This is a genomic window from Streptococcus sp. HPH0090, assembly GCF_000411475.1.
Taxonomy (GTDB): domain Bacteria; phylum Bacillota; class Bacilli; order Lactobacillales; family Streptococcaceae; genus Streptococcus.
In genome coordinates, this window is the sequence record NZ_KE150464.1 from 928,608 (window position 1) to 954,934 (window position 26,327).

The window sequence follows — 26,327 nt, forward strand, 5'->3', positions numbered from 1 at the left end:
ATCCCTAGGGATGGATCTTAGACTTTTAACGCACTTCTGCGTCTACTTTTTCTTCGAGTGATGCTTGGATTTTTTCCATGTAGCGTGCGACTTCTTCGTCAGTCAAGCTATCTTCTGGATTTTGGAAGGTCAAGCTATAAGCCATTGACTTCATACCAAGTCCTAGTTTTTCACCTGAGAAGACATCAAAGAGTTTGATATCTGTCAAGCGTTTCACACCTGCAGATTTGATGGCATCAACCACATCTTGGTGAGTCACTTCTGCTTTGAGGAGAAGGGCGATATCACGGCTGACTACTGGGAATTTAGTAATTTCCACAAATGGAGTAGCTGGTTGAAGAGCTGCCTCAATAGCAGACAAGTTCAATTCTGCCACATAAGTTTCAGGGACATCATAAACCTTAGCTGTCACAGGGTGCACTTGTCCGAGGAAACCAAGAACTTGGTCACCGAGTGAGATCAAGGCTGTACGACCTGGGTGGAGGCTAGCAATTTCAGAGGTTGCTGTATAAGTCACTTCCAATCCTAGGCGAGTAAAGAGGGCTTCAAGGATTCCCTTAGCATAGAAGAAGTCAACTGGAACAGCTGCAGTTTGGAAGTCTTTTTCAGCGACTAAACCTGTCAAAGCAAAGGCAAAGCTATTGATTTCGTTTGGCAATTCTTCTTTTGGATTTCCTGTTTGTTCAAAGACTTTTCCAATCTCGTAAAGAGCCAAGTCTTTGTTCTTACGCGCTACATTGTAGGCAACTGTATCCAAAATACCTGAAACCATATTTTGACGGAGAACTGAACGGTCCACGGTCATTGGCCACATGAGCTCTGTTAAGTTGCTTGGCTGAATCGTAAACTCAACGGCTTTTTCAGGAGTTGTCAGAGCGTAGGTAATGATTTCAGTCACTCCTGCTCCTTCAGCAATGGTACGAACTTGACGACGGAGTTTTTGGGTCGCAGTCAACTCACCTGCTGTCCCATCGTCTTTTGGAAGACTAGTTGGCAAGCGGTCATACCCATAGATACGTGCGATTTCTTCAAAGAGATCCGCTTCAATGGTGATATCCCAACGACGACGAGGGACGCTGACAGTAAAGCGATTTGCATTTCCAGAAAGGCCAAATCCAAGGCGACGGAAGACATCTTCGACATCTGCGTAGGAAAGCTCTGTTCCAAGGACACGGTTGACGTCTGCAAGGGTTGAGGAAACTTCCACATCAGAAGTATCAAGCTGACCTGCTGAAACAATACCTTTACGAACAGTTGCTCCTGCAAGTTCAGCAATCATGCTGGCTGCCGCATCAAGGGCTTCATTGACTGTTGCCACATTGATTCCTTTTTCAAAGCGAGAAGATGATTCGGAACGAAGGTTGAGACGACCACTAGTCTTACGGATAGATTTGCCATTGAAGACAGCTGCTTCAAGGACGACACGACTAGAGTTTTCAGAGATTTCTGTAGCTTGACCGCCCATGACACCGGCAAGAGCTACTGGTTTGTTCGCAACTGTAATCACGAGGTCATTTGTTTCTAACTCACGCTCTTCACCGTCCAAGGTTACTAATTTTTCACCAGCACGCGCTTCACGTACACGGATGTCAGTCCCTTCAAAGGTATCCAAGTCAAAGGCATGCATAGGCTGACCAAAGTAAAGTAGGATGTAGTTGGTCACGTCAACGACATTGTTGATCGGACGAATACCTTCGTTCATGAGGAGGTTTTGCAACCATTGCGGACTTGGTGCGATGGTCACATTATCCAGGATACGGGCAGCATAGTAAGGAGCCTTATCTGTGTCAATGCTGACAGAAAGAGCATCCGCTGCAGCTTGGTCTGTTTCTGTTAAACTGAATTCCTTAAAGTTGACTGCCTTGTCATAGATGGCTGCCACTTCATGTGCAACTCCACGCATAGAAAGAGCGTCCGCACGGTTAGGGGTGATGGAAAGTTCGATAATTTCATCATCCAAGTCTAGATAAGAGAAGACTTCATCTCCTGGAACGGCATCTTGAGGCAAGATTTGGATCCCATCTGCAAATTCCTTTGGTACAACGGAGTCAGAAATACCTAACTCACCAAGTGAACAGATCATCCCGAGTGACTCTAAGCCACGGATTTTCCCTTTTTTAATCTTGTAGTTATCTGCGATACGAGCACCTGGAAGAGCCACCATGACCTTGATGCCTGCACGCACATTTGGTGCTCCACAGACGATTTGACGAGCTTCTTCTTCACCCACATTGACTTGGCAGACATGCAAGTGTGTTTCTGGTACATCTTCGCAAGACAAGACTTCTCCGACGACAATTTTTGAGAGACCAGCAGCTGGTGATTCCACACCTTCTACTTCGATCCCTGTGGTTGACATTTTTTCAGCCAACTCATCTGATGGTACATCAATGTCCACCAATTCTTTTAACCATTTATATGATACTAACATAATTCTGAGCATAAGATCCCAATCAGCGAGATCTTTTCAATTCCTTTCTTTTTCTTCGAGTCAGTCGTTCCTATTGCTACACTATAAAAAATGAGGACGACTTGTAGGATTGTGTTTAGGTTTCAATCTTATTTAAACTGTTCTGAGAAGCGGACATCGCCTTGGTAGAATCCACGGATATCGTTAATTCCGTAACGAAGCATGGCTACACGCTCTTGACCAAGACCAAAGGCAAAACCAGAGTAAACACTTGTATCAATCCCACTCATTTCAAGGACACGTGGGTGAACCATGCCGGCACCCATAATCTCAATCCAACCTGTTTTCTTACATACATTACAGCCATCTCCACCACACTTGAAGCATGAGACGTCAACCTCAACAGAAGGCTCGGTGAATGGGAAGTAAGATGGACGCAAACGGATTTGACGCTCTTCACCAAACATTTTTTGGACAATCAACTGAAGCGTTCCTTGAAGGTCAGCCATAGAGATGTTTTTTCCTACAACCAAACCTTCTATTTGGTGAAATTGGTGACTGTGGGTTGCATCGTCTGTATCACGACGGAAAACACGTCCTGGTGAGATCATCTTCAAAGGACCTTTAGAAAAATCATGGGCATCCATCGCACGCGCCTGAACTGGAGACGTGTGGGTACGGAGCAAGATTTCTTCTGTGATGTAGAAAGTGTCCTGCATATCACGAGCTGGGTGATCTTTTGGAAGGTTCATACGTTCAAAGTTGTAGTAGTCTTGCTCCACTTCAAAACCATCCACGACTTGGTAACCCATACCGATGAAGATATCTTCGATTTCTTCACTGGTTTGTGTAAGGACGTGACGGTGACCTGTCGCAACTGGACGACCTGGGAGAGTCACATCAATACTCTCACTTGCTAGTTGAGCTGCGACTTTCTTTTCTTCCAAAAGCTTAGCTGTTTCTTCAAAGGCAGCTGTCAAGATATCGCGCGCTTCATTGACGTGTTTCCCGATAACAGGACGCATTTCTGCAGAAACGTCTTTCATCCCTTTCAGGATTTCAGTCAGTGACCCTTTTTTCCCAAGGACAGAAACACGCAATTCTTGCATCTCTTTTTCATTTTCAGCAGTAATCTGCTTCAAGCTAGCTAGCGTTTCTTCACGAAGCGCTTTTAATTGTTCTTCAATAGTTGACATAATTCCTCCATCAGTCTCTCGTAGATAAAAAGAAAACCACATGCCAAAAACTCCACTCGGAGCGTTGACACGCGGTACCATCCGTTTTCATCTGACAAGTCAGACCTTTATTTCTGAATCCATAGGCAAGTGAATTCACCCAGCTTTCATATAGAGAGCTTTCAGTCACGGCTCTCCTCCCTGATATACTTCCCCTGAGATACTAGTCTTGCAGATTCCTATTTAATTATTATTCATTTTATCAAATTTCAAGCATTCTTGCAAGGTGTTTTGCGACTAATCAACATAGTCTCCACCTTCAAAGCCGTAATACTCTTCCAAACTGAGGCCACTTGCAGCGATTTCTTTGGCTTCTTTACCAACATAGCGAAGGTGCCATTCCTCAGCCATATAACCAGTTTCTTTTTCCTTACCTTTGAGGTAACGAACGACAAAACCATAGTCAGCTGCATGATCTAAAAGCCATTGGGCAGCTTTAGGTTCGGTCACCAATTCTCCATCTGTACCAATAAGGTCAAAGGCTAGACCGGTCTGGTGTTCACTATAGCCAGGTCTTGCAGAATAACGGTCAGCCTCTGCCTTCCCATCTTGATTGACATAATCTTGATACAGTTTAACCTGAGTTTCATAACTTCTAAATCCACTATAGTGATCGCTAATCGAGAATCCTGCTTGCTGCATTGCTGCAATAAGTTTTAACAGTTCTGCCTTTGCGGTAGGATTTTCTCCAGGATTATAATCTTTGGACATAGGATAATGCTTGTTAGCGACAACAATCTCATCATACTTACCTTGAATACTGTAGTGATCTCCTTTATCTACTACTTCTGCCTTCTTTTGGCTAGCCTCATGAGACTTGCTACCAACAGTTCCTTCTTGAACAGTTGATTGCTCTGAAGAAGTTTTTGCGTCAGGAGTAGCTGATTTTTCTTGTGAACAAGCTGCCAATGTCAAGACTAATAAGCCTGACAAGATAAGATATCTTTTTTTCATGTTTTATCCTTTCATTTGATAACTTTATCCAATTCAACAGATAAAGATTGGATTAAATTTTCTAATTGTTTCGGTTGTACTTGGTAATCTTCTGCTGCCATTTCTTCCCAAGGAACCCACCAGACTGGACCACGTCCATTTAGACCGTGCCCCTTCATATCACCAGCTCGTCTTGGAAAAATATGCCAGTGAACATGAGCGTCTCCATTTCCCAACAACTCTACATTCATCTTTTCAGCAGAAAAAGCCTTAGAGACAGCTTCCTGAACCAGACTCATTTCCTCTAAAAATTGAAGTTTGACAGTTGTGTGTAGATGATGTAATTCTGTGACATGTTCCTTGGATAGAAAGAGAGTGTATCCTTCAAAATACTGGTGGTCTCCGATAACAACATAGCCTGTTTCTAATTCCTTCACAAAGTAGGGATTGTTACCAGACTTAATCAATTCAATTCGATCACAAATCAAGCACATTTTAGTTTACCAAGTCACTCTTGAGATAAGCATCCACCATACGCTCAGTAGCCACTACAGAATCAACATGAGTCCGCTCGTAAGAGTGACTAGACTCAATACCTGCACCAAGAAGAGCGTGTTTGACTTCTGCTCCAGCTGACATAGCTGCAGAAGCATCCGAACCGTAAAATGGATAGATATCTAGTTTAAACGGAATGTCTTGCTCTTTTGCCAGGGCGACCAAATGCTGACGGAATTCATAGTGATACGGTCCAGAAGCATCTTTGACACAGATAGACACTGTGTACTCGTCTGTCTGTTGATCATCCCCCATTGCTCCCATATCCACAGCCAGATATTCGACAACTTGATTAGGAATACTTGAGTTAGCACCATGACCTACTTCTTCAAAGACTGAAAAAGCAAAATGCGTAGTAACAGGAAGTTCAATCCCTTCTTCTTTGTATACTTTGAGGAGATTGAGAAGGATAGCCGCACTGACTTTATCATCCAAATGACGCGATTTGATAAAGCCTGAATCAGTTACGATAGTTCGTGGATCGAAGCTGATAAAGTCACCAACCTCAATACCGAGTGCGCGTGTTTCCTTATCATTGGTCACTTTTTCATCCAAACGTACTTCCATATTGTCCTGCGTACGTTCAGCTGTCCCCGCATCCTTGTAAACATGGCAAGAAGTTTGGTGAATCAAAATCGTACCTGATACGGTGTTACCTGTGCTAGCCACATGAACCGTACAGTTTTCACCTTCAATCATATTCCAAGGATAACCACCGATACGGTCCATCTTGAGGCGACCGTCTGGTTTAATAGCACGAACAATAGCTCCCAAAGTATCCACATGGGCAGTCACATAGCGTTGTTGCTCGTCATTTTTACCTTTGATTGTTACGTTGATACCACCTTTAGCAGTTCGGATTGGTTGATAACCTAGTTTTTCAAGCGTCTCAACTAGATAATTCGTAATTTCACGCGTAAAACCAGTTGGCGATGCGATAGCAGTCAATTCTTTGATATATTCTACAGTTTGATTCATTTCTTCACCTCTTGCTACCATTATATCATTTTTCCCATCTTAGTATGTGTAAAAAGGAAAGACTAATATACTTTGATAACAAAAGTATTTTATGATATAATAAAAAACAGTTCTTATGATGAAAGGAAGAAATATGAACAAATATTTTAAAATGATACTTTGCTTAGCCTTGCCTTTGGTATTCTTATTAGGATGTTCTAAACAATCATCAACAACTTCTAACTCTTCAAAAGCAGAGACGAGTGAAGTAAAAACTACCGAAGCTGAAACTACTGAGGCTGAAACTACTGAAAAGAAAGCAGAATTAAAAACTGTAGCCTTTGTTCATGACAGTAATCCAGGAAGAAATTCTACCTTAACTTATACTGTTAAAGGTGATGACGTTGTGAAACAGGAAGTCTATAATGTTTTTGACCCCGAAGTACTCAATAAGACTGCAGATGAGATTAAAGAACTGATCGTGAAAACTTATAAAGGGTACGAAGGAATCAAAGGAGTTACACAAAATATCGAATTCAAAGACGGAAAAGTCATTCATACAATGGTCATTGATATGACTGTAGTCAATCTTGATGAGATGAAGAAAGCTATGCCAAACGAATATTCGGGAGTTGGAAACCGTGTAAGTTTCTCAAAAACAAGAAAAATGCTTGAAGATTTAGGTTATAAAGAAAAAACGAACTAAGAAGAATAAAAAAACTTGGCTAACGCCAAGTTTTTTTATTCCATTTCAAACGCTTCACTCTCTTGTTTATTTGGAAGAACGAGAGAAAGCAATATCCCAACAATTGCTGGTACTAACCATGGTAGAGAAGCATCTGCAAACGGTAGAGTGTTAACGATATTTGCAAGAATGTCAATCTTAAATGTAGATCCTAAAACACTGGCAATAGCAATGGCTGTGACAAACCCAACAGTCAACTGCATACCTGGTTTAGAAAGAGCGATAAACTTGTTAACAATCACAATCATGACAATGGCAATCGTGATTGGATACAAGACAACTAGCACTGGTACTGAATACTTGATAATGGCACTCAAACCAAGATTTGCGATAGCAAAACCAATCAAGGAAAAGACAGTCGCATAAACTTTATAACTGATTTGTGGGAAGCGGTTGTTAAAGAATTCAGCTGTTGATACAATCAAGCCTACAGTTGTTGTGAAACAAGTTACAGTTACCATGACTGCAAGGAAAAATTGCGCTATCGAACCAAATATTTCTTGTGTTGCTTGTGACAAGATATAAACTCCTGGGGTTCCTTCATTCATCACTTCAGCTGGTACTGGGAAATGATTTCCAAGGAAACCTAGGCCAATGTATAAAGCACTAAATCCTAAAGCTACAACGATTCCAACGACCCAAATAGTTGAAATGTATTCTTTCTTACTTGAAAATCCAAGCTGTTTCAAGGTTTGAACAGCGATAACACTAAAGGCAACAGAAGCAAGCGCATCAAGTGTATTATACCCCTCAAGGAAACCTGCACCAAAGGCTGAAGTTTGATAGGCACCTGATGCTGCTTGCGGTGCGTTCCCACCATATTTAAAGGCTCCAAGGATAACCAAAACAACAATCAAAATTGCAAATACTGGAGTCAAGATTCGTCCGATACGATCCAAAATCTTTGAAGGGTTAAGGGCGATTAAATAGGCTGCAACAAAGTAGAGAATGGTAAAGACAATCAAACCTAAACCCTTATCTGCTTCGGCTAGGAGGGGACTAATACCGACCTCAAACGATGTTGTTGCTGTACGTGGAATGGCAAAGAATGGACCAATCGACAAGTACAAAGCTGCAAGATAAATCGTCGCAAACCATGGAGAAATTTTCTTAGAAATCTCATAGATATAACCCTTAGGATTCAGGGTTCCGATAATCAAAGTTAGGACGGCAATCCCAACACCTGAAAATACAAAGCCTGCAATGGCAGGAAGGAAGTTTTCTCCAGACTGTGCGCCTAGAGTTGGAGGGAAAATCAAGTTACCTGCTCCAAAAAATATTCCAAACAGAAGTAATCCTGTTAAAGCACCTTTTTTAGCCATAAACTCTCCTTATAAAATTAAAATACTTTCTTAGTATAACATGTTTAAAGGCATGAAAAGGCTATCTCGAAATAATTCTAAAATGTTTTCAATTTTCGGAATTTTAGAGCAAAATAATTCCCTTCGAGATCTTTTCTATTTCAGTCTCAAAGGGAGTTTCTCTTATTCTAAAGCATCCATGCCACCTTGGACATTGATAACTTCGTAGCCTTGCTCTGCAAGAAATTGACAAGCGCGTGCTGAACGCATTCCTGATTTACAAATCACGTAGTAAAGTTGGTCTTTTTCCAGTTGTTTATAAGTATCCGCTAGTTGGCTGAGAGGGAAATTACGAGCACCTTCTAAATGAAGAGCTTCAAATTCCTCTACTTCTCTCACATCCAGCACAGAAAGTGGGCTATTCTGGTAAAGTTGGTAAAAATCGTTAAAAGTAATGTCTTTCATTTTTCTTCTCCGAGAATTTTTTGGATTCTATCTTTCAAGTCAGGCAAGACTTCTTCTTCAAACCAAGGATTTTTTTTCATCCAGATTTGATTACGTGGTGATGGGTGTACCAGAGGGAAATAATCAGGCAAATAATCCTTGAACCGATGTACGCGGTTCGTCACCTTGCCACTGACCTTTTCATGCAGATAGTAGGCTTGGGCATACTGACCAATCAAGAGGGTTAATTGAATATCTGGCAACTCCTTCAAGAGTTCTGGATGCCATTTTTCTGCAAAACCTGGACGTGGTGGTAGGTCACCCGATTTTCCATGTCCTGGAAAATAGAAGTCCATGGGCATGACTGCAAAATAACCTGAGTTATAAAACGTATCTTCGTCTACACCTAACCACTCTCGCAAGCGGTCCCCACTTTTATCCTTCCAGTAAAGTCCTGCTTCTTGGGTTTTAAGACCAGGAGCTTGTCCAATGATATTGATACGAGCAGTCTTTGGTGCTGCAAAGAGAGGCTCTATTCCTTGCTCGGTATAACGGGTATTCTGTGGATCTGCCATAATGGCTTGCTTGATTCTTTCGATTTGAGACATCTACTTTCCCTCCAAAAAGAAGTCCAAGCATAAAATCTCGGACTTCTAGAGCATTATTTGATCAATTCGTAGATAGCTTCAGCGTAGATGGCTGCTGCACGGAAAAGATCATCCAAGGCGATAAATTCGTTGGCTTGGTGCATGGTATCGATAGAATCTGGGAACATAGCACCGTAGGCTACACCACGCTCTAACAATCGTCCAAATGTTCCACCACCGATGACTTGTTCATGACCTTGAAGTCCAGTTTGTTTTTCATAAACATTCAACAAGGTTTGGACAAGTGGATCTTCCATTGGCACATAGTGAGGAGTGTGACCATGCTCAGAAAGGCTAACTGAAGCAACTGGCAAGTTTTCAAGAACTGACTTGATTTGCTCTGGGCTTGTTCCTTTTGGATAACGGAAGTTAAGGGCAATAGTATTGTCAGCACTTGCTTCGTCGAAGCGGAAGACACCCGCATTCATAGAAAGGGCACCCATTTTTTCATCCACATGAGCTACTTTCAAATTTTTACCTTCGTGGTCATTCAAGAGAATCTTACCAGCAATGTCAAGATAGTCTTTCGCAGGCCCTTCAAAGGCAAATTGGCTGAGGAAGAGAGCAAGGTAGGTCGCACCATTGACACCTGAAGCAGGCATAGCCCCATGGGCTGATTTACCAATTACAGTCACCTTGTACTGACCATTTTCTTCTTGGATTTCTCCTCTGAGATTGTGCTCTGCAACGAAGGCATCTAGCTTAGCTTGCAAGTCAGCTAAATCACCTGAAACGACTGCAGTTGCTGACTCTGGCACCATGTTTTCGCGTAAGCCACCTGTGAAGCTGTGAAGACGAGCAGCACCTGCATTTTCACCTGCAAAGTGAAGGTATTCTGTGATGTTTCCTTTTTCACCATTGATGATAGGGAATTCAGCATCTGGAGAGAAGCCAAAGTCTGGTTTTGCAAGTCCTACATGCTCAAAATAGTAGTCCATATCTGCCCAACCTGACTCTTCGTCAGTTCCGACGATGAAACGAACTTTCTTAGAAGTTGGAAGTCCCAATTCTTTGATGATTTTCAAACCATAATAACATGCTGTAGTTGGTCCCTTGTCATCAGAAGCACCACGCGCATAAAGACGACCATCTTTGATAGTTGGAGTGTAAGGATCAGTATCCCAACCGCTACCTGCTGGCACTACGTCCATGTGAGCAAAGATTCCGAGAACTTCTTCTCCTTCACCAAACTCGAAATGTCCGGCATAGTTGTCGACATTTTTTGTTGGGTAGCCATCACGGTCTGCGATTTCAAGGAATTTCTCCAAGGCTTTTACTGGCCCAGGTCCAAATGGATGCTGCGCGTCTGCCTTGCTGTCATCACGTTCTGAGTTGATTTCCAAAAGGCTAAACAAGTCAGCCAAAAGGTCTTCTTTGCGTTTTTCTACTTCTGCTGTAAAATCAATAACTGTCATTTTTTCTTCCTATCTCTTCTCGATAATTTCATCTACTGGCAAGCGGTAGCTTGGTTCCAACTTCTCATCTGTGTATCCTACTGTGATCAAAAGTTCAGGACGGAAACGTTCTTCGATTTCCAAGACTTCATTGGCTTTTGATTTGTCAAAACCAAGGATAATGTTTGAACCGATTCCCTGGTCAGTCAAAGCAAGAACCAAGTTCATAGCTACTAATCCTGCATTAAGGGCCAAGTAGTCGCTGACTTGTTGTTCATTGTAGCGCGCAAATTCTGCTGGAAGATTTTTCAAGAAGTACTGAAGTTGCTCTTCTGAGAAATTGTTGGCACCACCAACTCGGGCAATCTTGCGAGCACGTTTAGCTAAGTCTGTATCTGTAAACAAGGCAATCGTTACAGGCGCAGAGGCTACTTGCTCAAAGTTTGAACCATAAGCCAATTTTGCTAGTTCAGCATTTTTCTCACGAACCACGACGAATTTCCAAGGCTGGCTGTTGTGGGCACTTGGTGCCAAGGTTGCGATTTCAATAGCTGTACGAACATCCTTCGGATCGACAGGTTTATCAATAAAATGCTTAGTCGCATGACGTTTTTTATTTAACTCAAGAAATTTCATAAGCAAGTTCCTTTTCTATTTCTATTGCTTCCATTTTACCACATTCTGAAAGAGCTTGCAGAGTTTTTTCATTGGCGGAATAAATTATCTTTTTCTTATCTGGTTTGATTTTTAATTATAGACTCAAACTGGAAATTATAATATTTCTCTATCACGTCCATAAAAAATATATATTGGCTATTTGATGAATTGTCTGGTAAGCTAGAAAGCATTAAGTAAAGGAGACTCTCATGAAAAAATTATTCTTATTATTTGCTATTAGTCCCTTGTTGGTTGCCTGTGGACAATCTAAACAAGAAAGTACTTCTACTTCTACTTCCACTTCTAGTCCTAAAACCATTGTCGTAGCAACTGCCGGAGACATCCCGCCTTTTGACTTTGAAAAAGATGGAAATCTGACTGGATATGATGTTGAAGTTTTAAAAGCAGTCGATGAAAAATTAGACCAATACAAGATTGAATTCCAAAAAACAGCCTGGGAAAGTATCTTTCCCGGAGTGGATGCTGGCCGTTACCAAGCTGCTGCCAACAACTTGAGCTATACCAAAGAGAGAGCGGATAAATACCTCTACTCACTACCTATCGCTAAAAATCCTTTGGTTCTTGTAAGCAGAAAAGACAAGGCTCTTACTTCTCTTCAAGATATCGCTGGTAAAACAACTCAGGATGATACAGGAACTTCTACTGCCAAAGTCGTTACAGACTGGAATCAAAGCCACTCCGACAATCCTGCAACCATCCAATATTCTGGTGAAGATGTCGCTAAACGTCTGACTGACCTCGCTAATGGTGAATTTGATTTCCTAATTTTTGATAAAATCTCTGTTCAAAAAATTATCCAAGACCGAGGTTTAGATTTGAACGTAGTCGACTTGGAAAGCAATGACAATCCAAACAACTACATCATCTTCTCAAGCGACCAAAAAGAATTTAAAGAGCAATTTGACAAGGTCCTCAAAGAACTCTACCAAGACGGAACCCTTGAAAAACTCAGCAAAACCTATCTCGGTGGTTCTTACCTACCAGATGCGTCAGAATTAAAATAAAAAGATTGGCCTAGCCAATCTTTTTTTATTTTACAAAAATATGTCAAAAATAGTTGACATTTTATTTTTAAAAGAATATACTATGGTCAAATATATGTGACACACTCTTAAAAGGAGGAAGCATGAATCGTGTAAAAGAATTCCGCAAGAAATTGGGCATGTCCCAACTCGAACTTGCCAAAGATATCAGCGTCTCTAGGCAAACCATCAACATGATTGAGAATGACAAGTACAATCCTACCCTGGAACTCTGTCTCAATCTCGCTCGCAGCCTCCAAACAGACCTCAACAGTCTCTTTTGGGAAGATGATTTTTGAGAAAGGAGAAAGAAATGAAAAAAGAAACTCTCACTGAAAAACTAATCAAACGCACATATGGCATTTCAGGACCACTTGATGAACACAAACAACGCGAGGCTGACCGCATTGGAAATAAAATCTTTATGGTTCTCTTCTACCTCATGATTTTTGGAAATCTCATTCCCTTTGTCCTTGCTTATAAATATCCCCAAATTGTCGCTTTCGGATATCCAATCATTATTTTTATGATTTCCATGATTTGTGCAATCTATGTCACCACTCAAACCAAAAAAACTGGTATTACTGCTATTGACCCTGATATGTTGAACCAGAAAGAACAAAAACAATTGCGCTACCCTGGCCTTAAAGCCGGACTTGTCTATGGAGTTTTGATGTTCTTTGGAATGCCTCTTCTCAATGTCTTAACGGATGATAGCAAGAACTATCTTAGTTACCTTTTCAATCTAGGCCATTTCACATCAATTCTTTTCGCAGCCTTCTTTTTCGGATTAATGATGCAACTTGTCGTCTGGCTTCGCATTCGAAAAGCCAAAGAAGATCAAGACGACTATTAGGAGGAATCATATGAAATCATTACAAACTTTAATTCTCAGTCATATTTTGGTCAGTATCTTTATCACAGTTTTCCTAGTTTATGGCTATATTACGCGTCCTTTTCTGATCATCTTCCTGCTAGCCCTTCCTGTCTTGAACAAAGGACAAAGATTTCAGAAAATCACATCAAAAAAAATACGCCTCTTAAACGCATCTCTCTGCTTTATCCTCGTATCTTTCCCACAACTGTTAACGAATTCTATGGATTGGAGATATCTCCTATTTCTAACCATCTGTATCATTTTTAGTTTGGTCTATTTCTATACTCTCTATCAACTCTTTAAAGAAGTTAAACAAAAAGAAGGTTATTAATCGCTCTAAAAACCAACCCCTAGCACTTCTCCATGCTAGGGGGTCTTTTAGTTTCTTAAATACCGCATATACTCTACTAATACATAGACAAGGATTGTTAAACAAATGATTGTTTCAATCCAAACGAGAAGGTTAAGGACTGGAAACTGTAGAATTCCCTGGGCCATTTTCAAGGAAGTTGCTGTGATGATGGTTGGGAAAGTTAGGGCTGAAAAGGCTGGCTGGAAACCCTGTTTTAAAATTCTTGGCAAGCGACTGAGGACAAAGAAAAAGAAAGTCTGTGATGCAAGGACCATGACTAGCAAAATCCAGCTAGGAAGGGCTGGACCTCCTATACGAACTAGGGCTGCTAAAAGGAGAGAAAATGGAGCACAGTAGATACCTTCTTGCCCCAGTAAGGCCCGTGGCAATGGATTTCTTTTCAAATCTTGATAAATGAGAGGATAAAGGATAAGGGTTAAGATAAAGCCAAAAATCCAAGCTCCATAGGCAATCCCAACTATCCCCACTACTGGATAGGTCAAGCTTGCCACTGCGATTCCCACATAAAGAACCGTCCAACTTGGCGTTGCGCTCGTCCTTGGTTTAGCTTGTACGTAATTGATAGTAAAGTAGATGATTAAGCCTACATCCAGTAGAAAGGCAAACCACCAGAGAACCTGCGCGATGAAGTTCAAGCTAACTGGTAGAGTCCGTAGCATATAGGTCGATAAAATCATCCCTGCCATGGGAAAGGTCGCCATACCTGATAAAAGAGGGGCTTTCTTCAACTCTTGCTTACTTTCTTGCCAATGACTGAGGTGCCTTACTAGAAAACAGAACCACAGAATCAATCCTGACAAACTAAAGACCTGGGACAATAGCGGAAAAGTATCTAAGATGAGATTGCCAGCTCCAGCTAATCCCAATAAACAACCTGAAAAAGCCAAGGGAAGTTTTTTCATGTGAATCTCCAATAATAATGTTATTATCAGTATATCATAAAAACCATTAAAAAAGCATACAAAAATGGAGTCTGAAAGGTTCAGACTCCATTTTTTCTATTCTTAGGCATAAGGTTGCAACTCTGGGTTAATCGGCGTGTTAGCAAGATTATTAGCATAGTTACAGAGGGTCGCCAAACTCACACCAAGAACGACATCTAAGGCATTTTCTTGCGTGTAGCCAGCTTCCAAAAACTCTCCGAGTGCTTCATCACCTACGCGTCCTTTGGTATTAATGACTGCCAAGGTAAATTTGGCAAGGGTATCCAACTTAGGATCTGTCTCAATCGGAGTGCGATTACGAAGGGCTTGGAGAAGATCATCATTCATCTGGATTTGCTTGATAGAAAAGGCAGTGTGCCCTGCTACACAGAAGGCACAACCGTTGGTTACAGCTGCTGTGATTTGGACCACTTCGCGCTCTACAGGTGTTAGGCTATTGCGACGGTTGATAGCTCCGACAGTACGATAAGTTTCGAGAGCTGTTGGTGCATTGGCCAAAAGTCCGATGAGGTTGGGAATGTAGCCATTATTGTCCTTTTGAACAGTTTCAAGAACTTCTTTGACTTCTGCTGGTGCTGATTCTACAGTATGGATAGTAAATGTTGTCATAAGGGGCCTCTTTTCATTTTCTTGACACTTAGTCTATCACAGAATTTCTCTCTTGGATAATATATATTTTTAATTGTATTGATAGGATTTCTTTATGAAAATAAAAAATCACACAAAATGTGTGATTAGCTTATTTAGCAAAATACTTCTTAGTCTCAGCAATGACGACTGGTGATAAGGTCAAGATAGCAATCAAGTTTGGTAGAGCCATGAGGGCATTGACGATATCCGCAATGACCCAGACCATATCCAACTCGATGAATCCTCCTAGTAAGACCATGGCAACAAAGACCACTCGATAAAGCCAGATAAAGCGAACACCAAAGAGAAACTCAAAACAACGCTCTCCATAATAGTTCCATCCCAAAATCGTGGTAAAGGCAAAAAGCACCAAGAAAATTGTTAAAAGAGCTGGGCCAAAATATGAAAAGACTGTTGAGAAAGCGGACTGAGTCAGGGCAACCCCGTCTAAATTGCCATTCCAAACTCCAGTCACCAAGATTGTCAGACCAGTCAAAGTACAGATAATTAAGGTATCAATAAAGGTACCAGTCATGGAAATCAAACCTTGCTCCACCGGTTCATTTGTCTTGGCTGCTGCGGCCGCAATGGGAGCTGAACCCAATCCAGATTCATTCGAGAAAACACCACGTGCCACACCATTTTGAATAGCCATCCGAACACTAGCTCCTGCAAATCCTCCCACTGCAGCTATGGGACTAAAAGCTGATGTGAGAACCAGTGAAATTGTTGCCGGTACTTTATCAATATTAAAGAAAATGACTGTCAAGGTTCCCAATATATAGATAATGGCCATAAAAGGAACAACTGTAGTTGATACCTTAGAAATGGACTTGAGTCCACCAAAGACCGCGATCCCTACAAAAATAGATAAAACAATCGCAGTAATTGCCGGATCAATACTAGCTGTATTTTGAACGGATTCTGTAATGGAATTCACCTGGGTAAAAGTACCGATTCCCATAAGTGCAACCAATACTCCAGCTATAGCAAAGAAGATAGCAAGAGGGCGCCATTTTTCTCCCATCCCCAGAAGAATATAGTGCATCGTTCCTCCCGCAACAGCTCCATGGTCATCCTTGGTCCGGTATTTGATAGCAAGTAATCCTTCAGCATACTTGGTTGCCATTCCAAAGAAAGCAGCCATCCACATCCAAAAGAGGGCCCCTGGGCCACCGACCTTGATAGCTGTTGCCACCCCGATGATGTTTCCTGTACCAACAGTTGCTGCGAGGGCTGTACACAAGGCCGCGAAACTCGATACATCCCCATGCCCCTTATCCTTAGTAAAAATAAGTTGAAATGCCTTAGGAAGACGCAAGATTTGTAAGAGTCCTAAACGAAGAGTTAAATATATTCCTGTACCAACTAATAAGATCAAAAGGGGTGGTCCCCATACTAGAGCATCCAGTTCTTTTAGCAAATTTAACATACCATTCTCCTATCTATTCAACTCCAAAAGAAAGAGCACATGTTTACTAACATGTACTCTGGAATGCATCGATAAATGCCAAAAAAGCGCTCTATCATTGCTCTGTCCTTTTACCTGAGAGTTTGAGCAGTTGCCTGCCTTGCCCCTTCGGTGCCTTTACGGTCTCTCCAGAGTTCCGTCCATTTACAGTCATGGAAGTCAAAGGACTTTCCACTTCTATTAAACTTCATTCGGTGTTGTATTTAATTTTTATTTATTTTACAAGAAAAAACTGTCCTTGTCAATGTTTTCAGAAAATTTTATTATAATTTTCATAATTTCGCTTTATCCTTTAAAGGTTACGATGGTGGCTCCACTTCCACCTGCATTTTGGGGTGCATAACCAAAGCTCTTGACCTGTTTATTTCTTTGGAGGTACTTAGTTACACCTTCACGGATAACTCCTGTACCGATACCATGGATGATATCTACTTGGGCCATATTGTTGAGCAGAGCTTGGTCGATAAAGGCGTCTAAGGCTTCCATGGCTTCCTCGTAGCGTTTGCCACGAAGGTCTAGTCGAGCCTGTGGACCTTTCCCACCTGCACGTTTGACAACGTTGACTTGTTTTTTCTTGACTGGTGCTTCTTGCTGAGCTTGAACCAAGTCAAATTCCTTCTCTTCAAGCGTCATCTTAATCAAGCCAACCTGAGCCTCCCAACGACCATCCTTGAGTTGATTGGTCAAGGTACCCCGTTGACCATAGCTTAAAACGATAATATCATCTCCAACTTTTGGAGCTCGTTTTTTCTTGGCTTTTTGGAGAACCTTGTTTTTAGAAAGATCAACTTTTTCAGGAGCTAATTTTTTGAGCTTAGCCTTGGCTTCGATAATCTCATGTGGTTTTAGTTGAGATTTGCTATGAAGATTTTTTAGAATATCATCACTTTCTGCTAGAGCCAATTCAACAATCTCAGCAGCTTGCTCACGCGCCTTATTGAGTTCTGTTTCCTTCTCACGATTGAGCTCATTGTAGAGTTTTTTAAGCGCACGATTCATCTTGAGGTTCTCTTGCTCGACTTGGCGGATATTTTCAAGACGTTTACGACTTTCAAGTGTCTGTTCTTCCAATTGCTCAATGATACGATTGACATCGTTGTCTTGGTCAATCTGCTTACTAGCATCACCTACAATGACATCTGACAAGCCTAGACGTTTAGCAATTTCAAAGGCATTGCTTCGACCTGGAACTCCTTGCATAAAGCGATAAGTCGGGCGCAGGCTAGCTGTATCAAATTCCATACTGGCATTCTGAACATAGGCTGTTTCAATTCCGTAGGCCTTGAGTTCAGGATAGTGAGTGGTTGCCATAGTCTTGACTTGACGCAAACGCAAGTCTTCTAAGATAGACATGGCAAGGGCAGCACCTTCCTGAGGATCAGTTCCTGCTCCAAGCTCATCCAGTAACAAGAGCGAGTTTTGGTTGACTTTACCAAGAATATCAACAATATTAGTCATGTGACTAGAGAAGGTTGAAAGACTTTGTTCAATGGATTGTTCATCTCCAATATCCGCAAAGACCTCCTCGAAAATCCCCACACGACTGCCCTTATCTGCCAAAATAGGCAAACCGGACTGGGCCATCAATTGCGTCAAACCTAAGGTTTTTAGCATAATGGTCTTACCACCCGTATTAGGACCTGTAATAACGATAGCTGTCAAATCTTTCCCAAAGTGCACATCATTTGCGACAGCATTCTTAACCAAGGGATGGCGAACATGGAGGAGTTGAATTTCCTGTTCCTCAGAGACTTGAGGGACCACTGCTCCAGTTTCTTGGATAAAACGTACCTTGGCGCGAATCAAATCCAAACGTCCAATAATCCAGGCATCATTGGCAATTTCAACCGCATGCGGTCTTACTCGTTCAGAGAGTTCTTGGAGGATACGCATCATCTCATAGCGTTCATCTGCACGAAGACTAGCAATTTCCTCACTTAGCTTAACTACTTCACGAGGTTCGATATAAACAGTGTTCCCACTGGCAGAAATATCGTGAACGACCCCAGCAATCTTGTTCCGATAGGTATTTTTAACTGGAAGAACTTGGCGACCATTTCTACTAGCGACAATCCCTTCTGTTAACATCTGCGCCTTCTGCTTGAGAAGGTCTTGCAAGACATCACGAACTCGGCTCTCACTGTCATGGATTTTACGGCGGATTCGTGCTAATTCTTCGCTTGCAAAATTCTCAATAAATCCAGCTTCATTGATAGCTTGGAGATTCCCCTGTAGATGTGGGAAGTCGTGAAGTTTCTCAAACCAATTTGCTAGGTGATCCAAGCGTACATTTTCAAGATTATCATAGAAGTTTTTCAATTCACGGCTGGCAAATATGACACGTTTGAGAAGGAGAAATTCCTCGATACTAAGGTCAGCACCCATCTCCAAACGTTTGCAGGTTAAAGCAATATCTTTTGTCCCCGAAATGCTGAAATGAGGATGTTCGACAAAGAGTTCTTGCATCTCCTTCATCTCTGCGAAAGCCTGTTTTATCTTGTCCCCTTTATCCGTTGGAGCAAGTTCTTTTAACTGCTCTAGGCCTTGTTCTGTCAAAAGATGGGGTTCAAATAGAGCCTTGACCTTGTTAAATTCTAACGTTTCTAATATTTTTGTATTCATCTTATTTCCTTAGTAAAAAAGTTATGGCTTTTTGTCATTTTCAAGTTCTTAAATCAATCTCTTACTTTTGAAATTGTATACAAAAGGCTAGGAATAGTTCCCGCCCTTTTTATCCGATTAATTTGGTAACCCAAAGCTGCTTAATCAAACTGGTTGTGAATGGAATGCTTTGGATGATATGTCTAGCTACAAAGCTATTTTCAAGTGAATTTTGAACAATTTGTAATGGTACAGTTGCGAGGATGGTTAGCATCATCTGAAGGACAAATAAGGTCACTCCGACTGATAGCACACCGGCACCGATACGGAAATATTTTCCATCAACTAGCTTCGTCGGTACTAGGTTTAGAAAAAGACCAATGAAGCGACCGATACAGTAAAATACTGTAAAGGCCAAGAGGAAACCGATACCTGCATAAAAGACCTTGTCCAATTGGAAGAGTTGAGTGGATGAGAAAAAGAAAGTTCCCTGTCCTTCCTGAGGATTAGCATATGGGATTAGTAAATTGAACTTCTGTCCTAAAGATTGGTAATATTTGCTTGCAAAATAAGCGGAGACAATCGTTGCCACAAGATAAAATGCTTGTAATACGATTCCTCGGCGGTAGCCAATATAAAAGCTCCAAGCAAGGATTAATAAGAGTAGGATAGAAATCATAGGGAATCCTCAATCTTACTCTGCTCTTGTTTAGCCGCAACTAGTTTATAACGGAGCGATTCTAACTCTTGCTCCTTATCATCAAACTCGATCTCACGGCTAAGCTGGGTAGATAGGCAGTTAACTGCTAAGAGGATAGCTACTGTCTCATCATCAGCTCCAGGCATTTGTTCTTTGATTGCTTCATATTTTTCCGTTGCAACTTTCGCAATCTCCTCCATGAAAAGATTGTCATGTTCAGTTGTCAACGTTAATGTTTTTTTCCCAAATGTAAACTTGAATCGATTTAAATTTGCCATAAAATTCACCTCACGATATTATACCAAATTTCACTAAGTTTGTCAGTTTTAACCAATTCTACTGCTTTTATGGTACAATAGAGACTATGGCAAGTATCACATTAACACCGAGTGAAAAGGAAATTCAAGCTTTTGTTCAAAAGCATGAGCAAGCTCTCGCTCCAAGTAAAAATCCTTATATTCGCTACTTTTTCAAGCTTCCTCAAGCCAGTGTTTCCGTCTATACATCTGGGAAAGTCCTCTTGCAAGGAGAAGCCGCTGAAAACTATGCCAGCTTTTTAGGTTATCAGGTAGCGCAAGTTGTTAGCGGACAAAATTTCCCATTAATTGGGACAGATGAAGTCGGAAATGGTTCCTATTTTGGTGGTCTTGCTGTAGTGGCATCCTTTGTGACTCCTGACCAGCATGACTATTTACGAAGACTCGGTGTAGGGGATTCCAAAACACTGACAGACCAAAAAATTCGTCAGATTGCTCCCCTTCTTAAGGAGAAAATTCAGCACCAAGCACTCCTTCTTTCGCCAAGTAAGTATAACGAAGTCATTGGGGAACGTTATAATGCTGTTTCGGTCAAGGTAGCTCTCCATAATCAAGCAATTTTTCTCCTCCTTCAAAAGGGAGTTGAGCCAGAAAAGATTATCATTGATGCCTTTACGAGTGCTCAAAACTATGATAAGTACTTAAAAAATGAAGCCAATCATTTCTCAAATCCAGTTACACTTGAGGAAAAAGCTGAGGGCAAATACTTGGCTGTAGCTGTTAGCTCCATCATCGCGCGTGACCTCTTCCTAGAAAATCTTGAAAATCTAGGCCGAGAGTTAGGCTACAAACTTCCGAGTGGGGCAGGTACCGCTTCTGATAAAGTTGCCAGTCAAATTTTACAAGCTTATGGAATGAAGGGCCTTAACTTCTGCGCCAAACTTCATTTTAAAAATACTGAAAAAGCCAAAAAACTTCTATAGAGGTGAACCATGAAATATTTAAAATCATTTATAAGAGAATGGGGAGTTTTCTTCCTGATTATCGCCTTAGTTGGTCTCAGCCGTCTCTTTCTCTGGAGCAATGTTCGTGTGGAAGGACACTCCATGGACCCTACTCTAGCTGATGGGGAAATTCTCTTTGTTGTTAAACACCTCCCTATCGATCGCTTTGATATTGTTGTCGCTCATGAGGATGAGGGAAATAAAGATATCGTGAAACGGGTGATTGGATTGCCTGGTGATACTATTCATTACGAAAATGATAAACTCTACATCAATGACCAAGAAACCGATGAACCTTATCTAGCAGAGTATCTTAAACGCTTTAAGGAGGATAAACTCCAATCTACTTATACTGGAGATAGTTGGGATGGGAAAAAAGGCGAGTACTTCAGAAGTCTTGCTGAAAAAGCTCAAGCATTCACCTTAGATGTAAATTACAACACTAGCTTCACCTTCACTGTTCCAGAGGGGCAATACCTCCTACTTGGTGATGACCGTCTGGTATCTAGTGATAGCCGACATGTTGGTACTTTTAAAGCAAAAGATATCATTGGAGAGGCAAAATTCCGTTTCTGGCCACTCAAACGTATCGGAACAGTTTAAAAATACTAAGAGGCCGAGAATACTAATCTCAGCCTCTTCTCATTCTATTCTGAATGATCTTTTCTCATTCATGAATGCAAAGGAATTATATGGAAGTCTATTTTACAGGTACGATTGAACGTATTATTTTTGAAAATGTCAGTAATTTTTACCGTATCCTCCTCCTAGATATCGAAGACACCAATGCTGAGGACTTTGATGATTTTGAGATCATTGTGACAGGAACTATGGCTGATGTCATCGAGGGCGAGGAGTACACTTTTTGGGGACAGATTGTCCAACATTCCAAATATGGAGAACAACTCCAAATCACCCGTTACGAAAGAGCAAAACCAACTAGTAAGGGCTTAGTCAAGTATTTCTCAAGTAGCCATTTCAAAGGGATTGGTCTCAAAACTGCCCAAAAGATTGTGGAACTCTACGGAGACAATACCATTGATGAAATCCTGGAGCATCCTGAGAAACTCGAAACCATCTCAGGACTATCTTCTAAAAGTCGCGAGGCCTTCGTTTCCACACTTCGCCTCAACTACGGGACTGAAATGGTTTTGGCCAAACTTGCCAACTACGGAATTCCTAATAAATTAGCTATTCAAATCCAGGATACCTATAAAGAGGAAACCATCGATATCGTTGAAAATTATCCCTACCAGTTGGTAGAAGATATCAAGGGCTTGGGCTTTACTATCGCTGACCAATTGGCACAGGAATTGGGCATTGAAAGCCAGGCACCTGAACGCTTTCGAGCAGGTCTCGTCCATAGCCTTTTAAATGCTTGTATGGAAAGTGGGGATACTTATGTTGAAGCAAGAGATTTATTAGAAAAGACTCTAAACCTACTTGAATCCTCACGACCTGTTGAACTGGAACCCAGCCAACTTGCACGAGAATTATCCAATCTCATTGAAGAAGAAAAAGTCCAGCAGGTTGATACGAAAATCTTTGACAACAGTCTCTTTTTCGCTGAAGAAGGTATTCACAATCACCTTATTCGCATCCTTGAAAAAGAAGAACCCAATAAACACGAAATAAAAACTATCCAGGAGCATATCACAATTGTTGAGAAGGAATTAGGCATCCAATACGATGCCATTCAAAAACAGGCTATCTGTGACGCTATCCAAAACAAGGTCTTTATCCTGACAGGTGGACCTGGTACAGGTAAGACCACTGTTATCAATGGGATTATTGGTGTTTATGCTCTATTAGAGGGGCTAGACCTTAGAAAGAAAAGTAGTCTACCGATTCTCCTAGCTGCTCCAACCGGTCGTGCAGCACGTCGCATGAATGAATTGACAGGTTTGCCTAGTGCAACAATTCACCGTCATTTAGGTATGACTGGAGACGATGATACCAGTCATTTGGAAGATTATCTAGATGCTGATTTTTTCATCGTAGACGAGTTCTCTATGGTGGATACCTGGCTAGCCAACCAACTCTTCTCCAATATCTCCTCTAATAGTAAAATTCTCATCGTCGGAGATAGTGACCAGCTACCATCGGTAAGTCCTGGTCAAGTCCTTGCTGACTTACTCCAGATTTCAAGTATTCCTCAAACACGCTTGGAAAGAATCTACCGTCAGAGCGAAGAATCAACCATTGTCACCCTTTCTAGTCAGATTCGTCAGGGAATCCTACCTGCAGATTTCACTCAGAAAAAAGCAGATCGTTCCTACTTTGAAATCGCTAGTAACCATATCCCTGCGACCATTGAAAAAATCCTAGATGCTGCTATTAGAAGTGGCATTCCTGCTCGTGATATCCAAGTTCTAGCTCCTATGTACCGTGGTACAGCAGGGATTGATGCCATCAATCAACTCATGCAAGAACTGCTCAATCCTCTTCAAAAGGGACAGATTAGTTTTGAGGCAAGTCAGTTTCATTACCGCACAGGCGATAAGGTCATTCATCTGGTCAACGATGCTGAAATCAATGTCTTTAATGGAGACTTAGGCTATATTACAGACCTGATTCCTGGAAAATATACTGAATCCAAACAAGATGAAATTATGATCGATTTTGATGGCAACGAGATCTCCTATCCTCGAAATGAATGGTACAAGATTCGCCTTGCCTATGCTATGAGTATCCATAAGTCTCAGGGTAGTGAGTTTCCAGTTGTGATCCTTCCGATTACCAGTGCTAGCAAGCGCATGCTGGAGCGCAATCTCATCTATACTGCTATCACTCGCGCCAAAAGCAAACTCATCCTACTTGGTGAACTGCAGGCCTTTGACTATGCAACCAAGCACATCGGGACAGCTCGCAAGACCTATCTGATTGAACGTTTCAGCGACTTAACTGAAAGCTCCGAAGAAGCAAATGAGCCTATTCTTGAACCCACTGATCAGACTGATTCGCAGCAATCCTACATTCTGACCGAGGAAAACTGGTCTAGTATCCCAGCTATGATTGGAATTAGCCAAGATGACCTTCAAGAATTTTTCGGAAAATAAAGCACAAGAAAGCCCACCGAATCCGGTGGGCTTTGTATCTTTTCAGATTATTTTACTGTTGCAGTGCTTGTGATCAATTCAACAGCTTTTTTGATTGTGATATCGTGTTTCAACATATCAGCTGAAAGCAAGCTTTGTACTTGAGCAACTTCCATGTTGTAGTCTGCAGCCAATTGCTCGATTTCTTTTTGGATTTCTTCTTCAGTAGCGTCAAATCCTTCAGCTTTCGCAACTGCTTCGATAACAAGGTTAGTCTTCGTACGTGACTCAGCTTCTGCTTCGTATTGTTTGTGAAGGTCTTCTTGAGTAGTTCCAGTGATTTGGAAGTACATATCAGGATTGATACCTTGACGTTGCAAGTTGCCAAGGAATTCATTTACTGAACGGTGAACTTCTTCGTGGATCATTTCTTCTGGAAGGTCAACGATTTCAGCGTTTTCTACAGCTTTATCGATTGCTGCACCTTCAACGGCATCTTTGTATGCTTCTTCTTTAGCAGCAGCCAATTCTTTGCGGTATTTTTCTTTCAATTCGTCAAGAGTTTCAACTTCTTCGTCGATGTCTTTTGCAAGTTCATCGTCAAGAGCTGGAACTTCTTTAGCTTTTACTTCGTGGATAGTTGTTACGAATTTAGCTTCTTTACCTGCAAGATCTTCTGCTTGGTAGTCTTCTGGGAATGTTACGATAACGTCAACAGTTTCACCAGCTGAATGTCCAACCAATTGGTCTTCAAATCCAGGGATGAATTGTCCTGAACCAAGTCCAAGTGAGAAGTTTTCACCTTTTCCGCCGTCAAATTCAACACCGTCGATAGAACCAACGAAGTCGATAACAACAGTGTCGCCTTCTTCAGCAGCACCATCTTTGATAACCAACTCAGCCAAGTTGTTGCGTTCACGTTCGATACGTGCATCTACATCAGCGTCTGTTACTTCTTTATCAACATCTACTGATACTTCAAGGTTTTTGTATTCACCCAATTTAACTTCAGGTTTTGTAACAACTTCTGCAGTGATAACCCAGTCTTGACCTTTTTCCATAGAAGTTACGTCAATTTTTGGTTGAGCAACTACTTCAAGTCCAGCTTCTTTAACAGCTGCTTCATAAGCGTCTGGCAAAAGAGCGTTCATTGCATCTTGGTAAAGTGCTTCTTCACCAAATTTTTGGTCGAAGATAGGACGTGGAAGGTGACCTTTACGGAAACCAGGAACGTTAAGAGTTTTCTTTACTGAGTTAAATACACGGTCCAATTCTGGTTTGATTTGGTCTTGAGAGATAGTGAAAGTCAAGACACCACGGTTTGTTTCTTTGTTTTCAAATGATACAGACATTCTGTCATTTCTCCTTAAAATTTTTAATACAGTCCATTATACCATATAGTAGCGAATTTTTTCAAGTAATGGATGCGCTTTTCATCCATGCTTGAGTTACATCTTAGCTTCCTTAAAATTCGTCAGGACCTACCAGGTGATGCTGAAAGGCATAAACAGCCGCCTGGGTGCGATCGCTGACCTCAAGCTTGGCAAGGATGTTGGACACATGGGTCTTGACTGTCTTAAGAGAGATAAATAGCTCATCTGCAATGCGCTGATTTTCATAGCCCTTAGCAATCAGTTGAAGGACATCGCGTTCACGTGCAGTTAATTCTTCGTGAAGTTCCATATGATTGCGGTGGTATTCTACTTTCTTACTCACCTCTTGTTCGATCGCTAGCTCGCCAGCAGCCACCTTTTGAACAGCATGGAACAATTCATCGGCACTTGATGTCTTTAGCATATAGCCTTTAGCCCCAGCATTTAATACTGGCATAATTTTTTCATTGTCTAGATAAGAAGTCACAATCAAAATTTTAGCCTCCGGCCATTCTTTGAGAATAGCTAGAGTTGCATCAATTCCGTTGACTTCAGGCATAACAATATCCATGACGATCACATCTGGACGACGCTCCAAGGCCATGGAAATCCCTTCGGCTCCATTAGTTGCTTCTCCGACAACTTCTACATCATCTTGTAGTTCAAAATAACTTTTTAAACCAAGACGCACCATTTGGTGGTCATCTACTAATAATAGTTTCATTTTATTTCCTTTTG

26 protein-coding genes and 1 riboswitch are annotated in these 26,327 nt (G+C 41.4%); of the genes, 8 read left to right on the forward strand and 18 right to left on the reverse strand.

The features are described from left to right. Positions 1-25 precede the first annotated feature (25 nt). The 5 genes from pheT to HMPREF1481_RS06480 all read right to left on the reverse strand — a co-directional run bounded on the left by pheT (position 26) and on the right by HMPREF1481_RS06480 (position 6,111). Positions 26-2,431: a phenylalanine--tRNA ligase subunit beta gene (pheT, locus tag HMPREF1481_RS06460; protein WP_025173288.1), complete on the reverse strand. Its 2,406-nt coding sequence runs from the start codon at positions 2,429-2,431 to the stop codon at positions 26-28. A gap of 128 nt (positions 2,432-2,559) precedes the next feature. After that, positions 2,560-3,606 (reverse strand): phenylalanine--tRNA ligase subunit alpha, encoded by a 1,047-nt coding sequence (gene pheS, locus HMPREF1481_RS06465; protein ID WP_016466687.1) that lies wholly within the window; start codon positions 3,604-3,606, stop codon positions 2,560-2,562. A gap of 276 nt (positions 3,607-3,882) precedes the next feature. Then, positions 3,883-4,599 carry an LD-carboxypeptidase LdcB/DacB gene (gene ldcB / locus HMPREF1481_RS06470; protein WP_016466688.1) on the reverse strand — a complete coding sequence of 239 codons (717 nt, stop codon included), beginning with the start codon at positions 4,597-4,599 and terminating at the stop codon, positions 3,883-3,885. A gap of 11 nt (positions 4,600-4,610) precedes the next feature. Then, positions 4,611-5,072, reverse strand: a complete 462-nt coding sequence (locus HMPREF1481_RS06475) for an HIT family protein (protein ID WP_016466689.1) — start codon at positions 5,070-5,072, stop codon at positions 4,611-4,613. 1 nt (position 5,073) lies between these two features. Continuing rightward, the gene (locus HMPREF1481_RS06480) at positions 5,074-6,111 is read right to left on the reverse strand and encodes a M42 family metallopeptidase (protein ID WP_016466690.1); all 1,038 of its coding nucleotides are present in this window, start codon (positions 6,109-6,111) and stop codon (positions 5,074-5,076) included. Between the two features lie 133 nt (positions 6,112-6,244). Here HMPREF1481_RS06480 and HMPREF1481_RS06485 point away from each other — a divergent pair, with 133 nt between their 5' ends. Beyond that, positions 6,245-6,796 (forward strand): DUF1307 domain-containing protein, encoded by a 552-nt coding sequence (locus HMPREF1481_RS06485; RefSeq protein WP_016466691.1) that lies wholly within the window; start codon positions 6,245-6,247, stop codon positions 6,794-6,796. A 35-nt stretch (positions 6,797-6,831) separates the two neighbouring features. Here the strand turns inward: HMPREF1481_RS06485 and brnQ are convergent, their stop codons facing one another. From brnQ to HMPREF1481_RS06510, 5 genes are all read right to left on the reverse strand, one after another. Next, complete coding sequence (gene brnQ / locus HMPREF1481_RS06490; RefSeq protein WP_016466692.1) at positions 6,832-8,157, reverse strand: branched-chain amino acid transport system II carrier protein; 1,326 nt, start codon at positions 8,155-8,157, stop codon at positions 6,832-6,834. A 162-nt stretch (positions 8,158-8,319) separates the two neighbouring features. Beyond that, the gene (locus HMPREF1481_RS06495; RefSeq protein ID WP_016466693.1) at positions 8,320-8,601 is read right to left on the reverse strand and encodes a rhodanese-like domain-containing protein; all 282 of its coding nucleotides are present in this window, start codon (positions 8,599-8,601) and stop codon (positions 8,320-8,322) included. Next, on the reverse strand, positions 8,598-9,188 hold the full coding sequence (locus tag HMPREF1481_RS06500) for a uracil-DNA glycosylase family protein (protein ID WP_016466694.1): 591 nt from the start codon (positions 9,186-9,188) through the stop codon (positions 8,598-8,600). Before HMPREF1481_RS06500 ends, HMPREF1481_RS06495 begins: the two co-directional genes overlap by 4 nt. A 53-nt stretch (positions 9,189-9,241) precedes the next feature. Then, positions 9,242-10,642 (reverse strand): dipeptidase PepV, encoded by a 1,401-nt coding sequence (gene pepV, locus HMPREF1481_RS06505; protein WP_016466695.1) that lies wholly within the window; start codon positions 10,640-10,642, stop codon positions 9,242-9,244. Positions 10,643-10,651: 9 nt separating this feature from the next. Then, complete coding sequence (locus HMPREF1481_RS06510) at positions 10,652-11,257, reverse strand: nitroreductase family protein (protein ID WP_016466696.1); 606 nt, start codon at positions 11,255-11,257, stop codon at positions 10,652-10,654. A 230-nt stretch (positions 11,258-11,487) separates the two neighbouring features. Between HMPREF1481_RS06510 and HMPREF1481_RS06515 the strand changes: the two genes are divergently transcribed. From HMPREF1481_RS06515 to HMPREF1481_RS06530, 4 genes are all read left to right on the forward strand, one after another. Beyond that, on the forward strand, positions 11,488-12,303 hold the full coding sequence (locus HMPREF1481_RS06515) for an amino acid ABC transporter substrate-binding protein (protein WP_016466697.1): 816 nt from the start codon (positions 11,488-11,490) through the stop codon (positions 12,301-12,303). Positions 12,304-12,425: 122 nt separating this feature from the next. Further along, positions 12,426-12,620, forward strand: a complete 195-nt coding sequence (locus tag HMPREF1481_RS06520) for a helix-turn-helix transcriptional regulator (protein WP_016466698.1) — start codon at positions 12,426-12,428, stop codon at positions 12,618-12,620. A gap of 14 nt (positions 12,621-12,634) precedes the next feature. Continuing rightward, a complete protein-coding gene (locus tag HMPREF1481_RS06525; RefSeq protein WP_016466699.1) occupies positions 12,635-13,177 on the forward strand; it encodes a DUF3278 domain-containing protein in 543 nt (180 codons plus the stop codon). Positions 13,178-13,187: 10 nt separating this feature from the next. Beyond that, on the forward strand, positions 13,188-13,529 hold the full coding sequence (locus HMPREF1481_RS06530) for a hypothetical protein (RefSeq protein ID WP_016466700.1): 342 nt from the start codon (positions 13,188-13,190) through the stop codon (positions 13,527-13,529). 47 nt (positions 13,530-13,576) lie between these two features. Here HMPREF1481_RS06530 and HMPREF1481_RS06535 read toward each other — a convergent pair whose 3' ends face one another. The 6 genes from HMPREF1481_RS06535 to zapA form a co-directional block, all read right to left on the reverse strand. Further along, entirely contained in the window at positions 13,577-14,473 is an 897-nt protein-coding gene (locus HMPREF1481_RS06535) for a TDT family transporter (RefSeq protein ID WP_016466701.1), read from the reverse strand. Positions 14,474-14,575: 102 nt separating this feature from the next. Then, positions 14,576-15,124 carry a carboxymuconolactone decarboxylase family protein gene (locus HMPREF1481_RS06540; protein ID WP_016466702.1) on the reverse strand — a complete coding sequence of 183 codons (549 nt, stop codon included), beginning with the start codon at positions 15,122-15,124 and terminating at the stop codon, positions 14,576-14,578. Between the two features lie 130 nt (positions 15,125-15,254). After that, positions 15,255-16,577, reverse strand: coding sequence for an alanine/glycine:cation symporter family protein (locus HMPREF1481_RS06545; RefSeq protein WP_016466703.1), 1,323 nt, complete (start codon positions 16,575-16,577; stop codon positions 15,255-15,257). 92 nt (positions 16,578-16,669) lie between these two features. Then, a riboswitch (glycine riboswitch) is annotated at positions 16,670-16,758 on the reverse strand. A 143-nt stretch (positions 16,759-16,901) separates the two neighbouring features. Further along, positions 16,902-19,238, reverse strand: coding sequence for an endonuclease MutS2 (locus HMPREF1481_RS06550; RefSeq protein ID WP_016466704.1), 2,337 nt, complete (start codon positions 19,236-19,238; stop codon positions 16,902-16,904). A 109-nt stretch (positions 19,239-19,347) separates the two neighbouring features. Further along, positions 19,348-19,896 carry a CvpA family protein gene (locus HMPREF1481_RS06555; protein WP_016466705.1) on the reverse strand — a complete coding sequence of 183 codons (549 nt, stop codon included), beginning with the start codon at positions 19,894-19,896 and terminating at the stop codon, positions 19,348-19,350. Next, positions 19,893-20,195, reverse strand: coding sequence for a cell division protein ZapA (zapA, locus tag HMPREF1481_RS06560; protein WP_016466706.1), 303 nt, complete (start codon positions 20,193-20,195; stop codon positions 19,893-19,895). Before zapA ends, HMPREF1481_RS06555 begins: the two co-directional genes overlap by 4 nt. An 86-nt stretch (positions 20,196-20,281) precedes the next feature. Between zapA and rnhC the strand changes: the two genes are divergently transcribed. The 3 genes from rnhC (at position 20,282) to recD2 (ending at position 24,237) form a co-directional block, all read left to right on the forward strand. Further along, complete coding sequence (rnhC, locus tag HMPREF1481_RS06565) at positions 20,282-21,157, forward strand: ribonuclease HIII (RefSeq protein ID WP_016466707.1); 876 nt, start codon at positions 20,282-20,284, stop codon at positions 21,155-21,157. 9 nt (positions 21,158-21,166) lie between these two features. Further along, positions 21,167-21,781, forward strand: a complete 615-nt coding sequence (gene lepB / locus HMPREF1481_RS06570; RefSeq protein ID WP_016466708.1) for a signal peptidase I — start codon at positions 21,167-21,169, stop codon at positions 21,779-21,781. A gap of 89 nt (positions 21,782-21,870) precedes the next feature. Next, complete coding sequence (gene recD2 / locus HMPREF1481_RS06575) at positions 21,871-24,237, forward strand: SF1B family DNA helicase RecD2 (RefSeq protein ID WP_016466709.1); 2,367 nt, start codon at positions 21,871-21,873, stop codon at positions 24,235-24,237. Between the two features lie 47 nt (positions 24,238-24,284). Here the strand turns inward: recD2 and tig are convergent, their stop codons facing one another. Beyond that, positions 24,285-25,568 carry a trigger factor gene (gene tig / locus HMPREF1481_RS06580; RefSeq protein WP_016466710.1) on the reverse strand — a complete coding sequence of 428 codons (1,284 nt, stop codon included), beginning with the start codon at positions 25,566-25,568 and terminating at the stop codon, positions 24,285-24,287. Between the two features lie 112 nt (positions 25,569-25,680). Next, positions 25,681-26,313 carry a response regulator transcription factor gene (locus HMPREF1481_RS06585; RefSeq protein WP_016466711.1) on the reverse strand — a complete coding sequence of 211 codons (633 nt, stop codon included), beginning with the start codon at positions 26,311-26,313 and terminating at the stop codon, positions 25,681-25,683. Between the last annotated feature and the right edge of the window lie 14 nt (positions 26,314-26,327).

What these genes read in the sequence shown, in the direction of transcription:
- pepV (WP_016466695.1), bottom strand. Translation starts at nt 10,642, where the DNA reads ATGACAGTTATTGATTTTACAGCAGAAGTAGAAAAACGCAAAGAAGAC.
- recD2 (WP_016466709.1), top strand. Translation starts at nt 21,871, where the DNA reads ATGGAAGTCTATTTTACAGGTACGATTGAACGTATTATTTTTGAAAAT.
- tig (WP_016466710.1), bottom strand. Translation starts at nt 25,568, where the DNA reads ATGTCTGTATCATTTGAAAACAAAGAAACAAACCGTGGTGTCTTGACT.
- HMPREF1481_RS06500 (WP_016466694.1), bottom strand. Translation starts at nt 9,188, where the DNA reads ATGTCTCAAATCGAAAGAATCAAGCAAGCCATTATGGCAGATCCACAG.
- HMPREF1481_RS06530 (WP_016466700.1), top strand. Translation starts at nt 13,188, where the DNA reads ATGAAATCATTACAAACTTTAATTCTCAGTCATATTTTGGTCAGTATC.
- HMPREF1481_RS06555 (WP_016466705.1), bottom strand. Translation starts at nt 19,896, where the DNA reads ATGATTTCTATCCTACTCTTATTAATCCTTGCTTGGAGCTTTTATATT.
- zapA (WP_016466706.1), bottom strand. Translation starts at nt 20,195, where the DNA reads ATGGCAAATTTAAATCGATTCAAGTTTACATTTGGGAAAAAAACATTA.
- lepB (WP_016466708.1), top strand. Translation starts at nt 21,167, where the DNA reads ATGAAATATTTAAAATCATTTATAAGAGAATGGGGAGTTTTCTTCCTG.
- HMPREF1481_RS06480 (WP_016466690.1), bottom strand. Translation starts at nt 6,111, where the DNA reads ATGAATCAAACTGTAGAATATATCAAAGAATTGACTGCTATCGCATCG.
- HMPREF1481_RS06540 (WP_016466702.1), bottom strand. Translation starts at nt 15,124, where the DNA reads ATGACAACATTTACTATCCATACTGTAGAATCAGCACCAGCAGAAGTC.
- HMPREF1481_RS06510 (WP_016466696.1), bottom strand. Translation starts at nt 11,257, where the DNA reads ATGAAATTTCTTGAGTTAAATAAAAAACGTCATGCGACTAAGCATTTT.
- HMPREF1481_RS06550 (WP_016466704.1), bottom strand. Translation starts at nt 19,238, where the DNA reads ATGAATACAAAAATATTAGAAACGTTAGAATTTAACAAGGTCAAGGCT.
- ldcB (WP_016466688.1), bottom strand. Translation starts at nt 4,599, where the DNA reads ATGAAAAAAAGATATCTTATCTTGTCAGGCTTATTAGTCTTGACATTG.
- HMPREF1481_RS06520 (WP_016466698.1), top strand. Translation starts at nt 12,426, where the DNA reads ATGAATCGTGTAAAAGAATTCCGCAAGAAATTGGGCATGTCCCAACTC.
- HMPREF1481_RS06495 (WP_016466693.1), bottom strand. Translation starts at nt 8,601, where the DNA reads ATGAAAGACATTACTTTTAACGATTTTTACCAACTTTACCAGAATAGC.
- pheS (WP_016466687.1), bottom strand. Translation starts at nt 3,606, where the DNA reads ATGTCAACTATTGAAGAACAATTAAAAGCGCTTCGTGAAGAAACGCTA.
- HMPREF1481_RS06545 (WP_016466703.1), bottom strand. Translation starts at nt 16,577, where the DNA reads ATGTTAAATTTGCTAAAAGAACTGGATGCTCTAGTATGGGGACCACCC.
- HMPREF1481_RS06535 (WP_016466701.1), bottom strand. Translation starts at nt 14,473, where the DNA reads ATGAAAAAACTTCCCTTGGCTTTTTCAGGTTGTTTATTGGGATTAGCT.
- HMPREF1481_RS06515 (WP_016466697.1), top strand. Translation starts at nt 11,488, where the DNA reads ATGAAAAAATTATTCTTATTATTTGCTATTAGTCCCTTGTTGGTTGCC.
- HMPREF1481_RS06585 (WP_016466711.1), bottom strand. Translation starts at nt 26,313, where the DNA reads ATGAAACTATTATTAGTAGATGACCACCAAATGGTGCGTCTTGGTTTA.
- rnhC (WP_016466707.1), top strand. Translation starts at nt 20,282, where the DNA reads ATGGCAAGTATCACATTAACACCGAGTGAAAAGGAAATTCAAGCTTTT.
- HMPREF1481_RS06525 (WP_016466699.1), top strand. Translation starts at nt 12,635, where the DNA reads ATGAAAAAAGAAACTCTCACTGAAAAACTAATCAAACGCACATATGGC.
- HMPREF1481_RS06475 (WP_016466689.1), bottom strand. Translation starts at nt 5,072, where the DNA reads ATGTGCTTGATTTGTGATCGAATTGAATTGATTAAGTCTGGTAACAAT.
- brnQ (WP_016466692.1), bottom strand. Translation starts at nt 8,157, where the DNA reads ATGGCTAAAAAAGGTGCTTTAACAGGATTACTTCTGTTTGGAATATTT.
- pheT (WP_025173288.1), bottom strand. Translation starts at nt 2,431, where the DNA reads ATGTTAGTATCATATAAATGGTTAAAAGAATTGGTGGACATTGATGTA.
- HMPREF1481_RS06485 (WP_016466691.1), top strand. Translation starts at nt 6,245, where the DNA reads ATGAACAAATATTTTAAAATGATACTTTGCTTAGCCTTGCCTTTGGTA.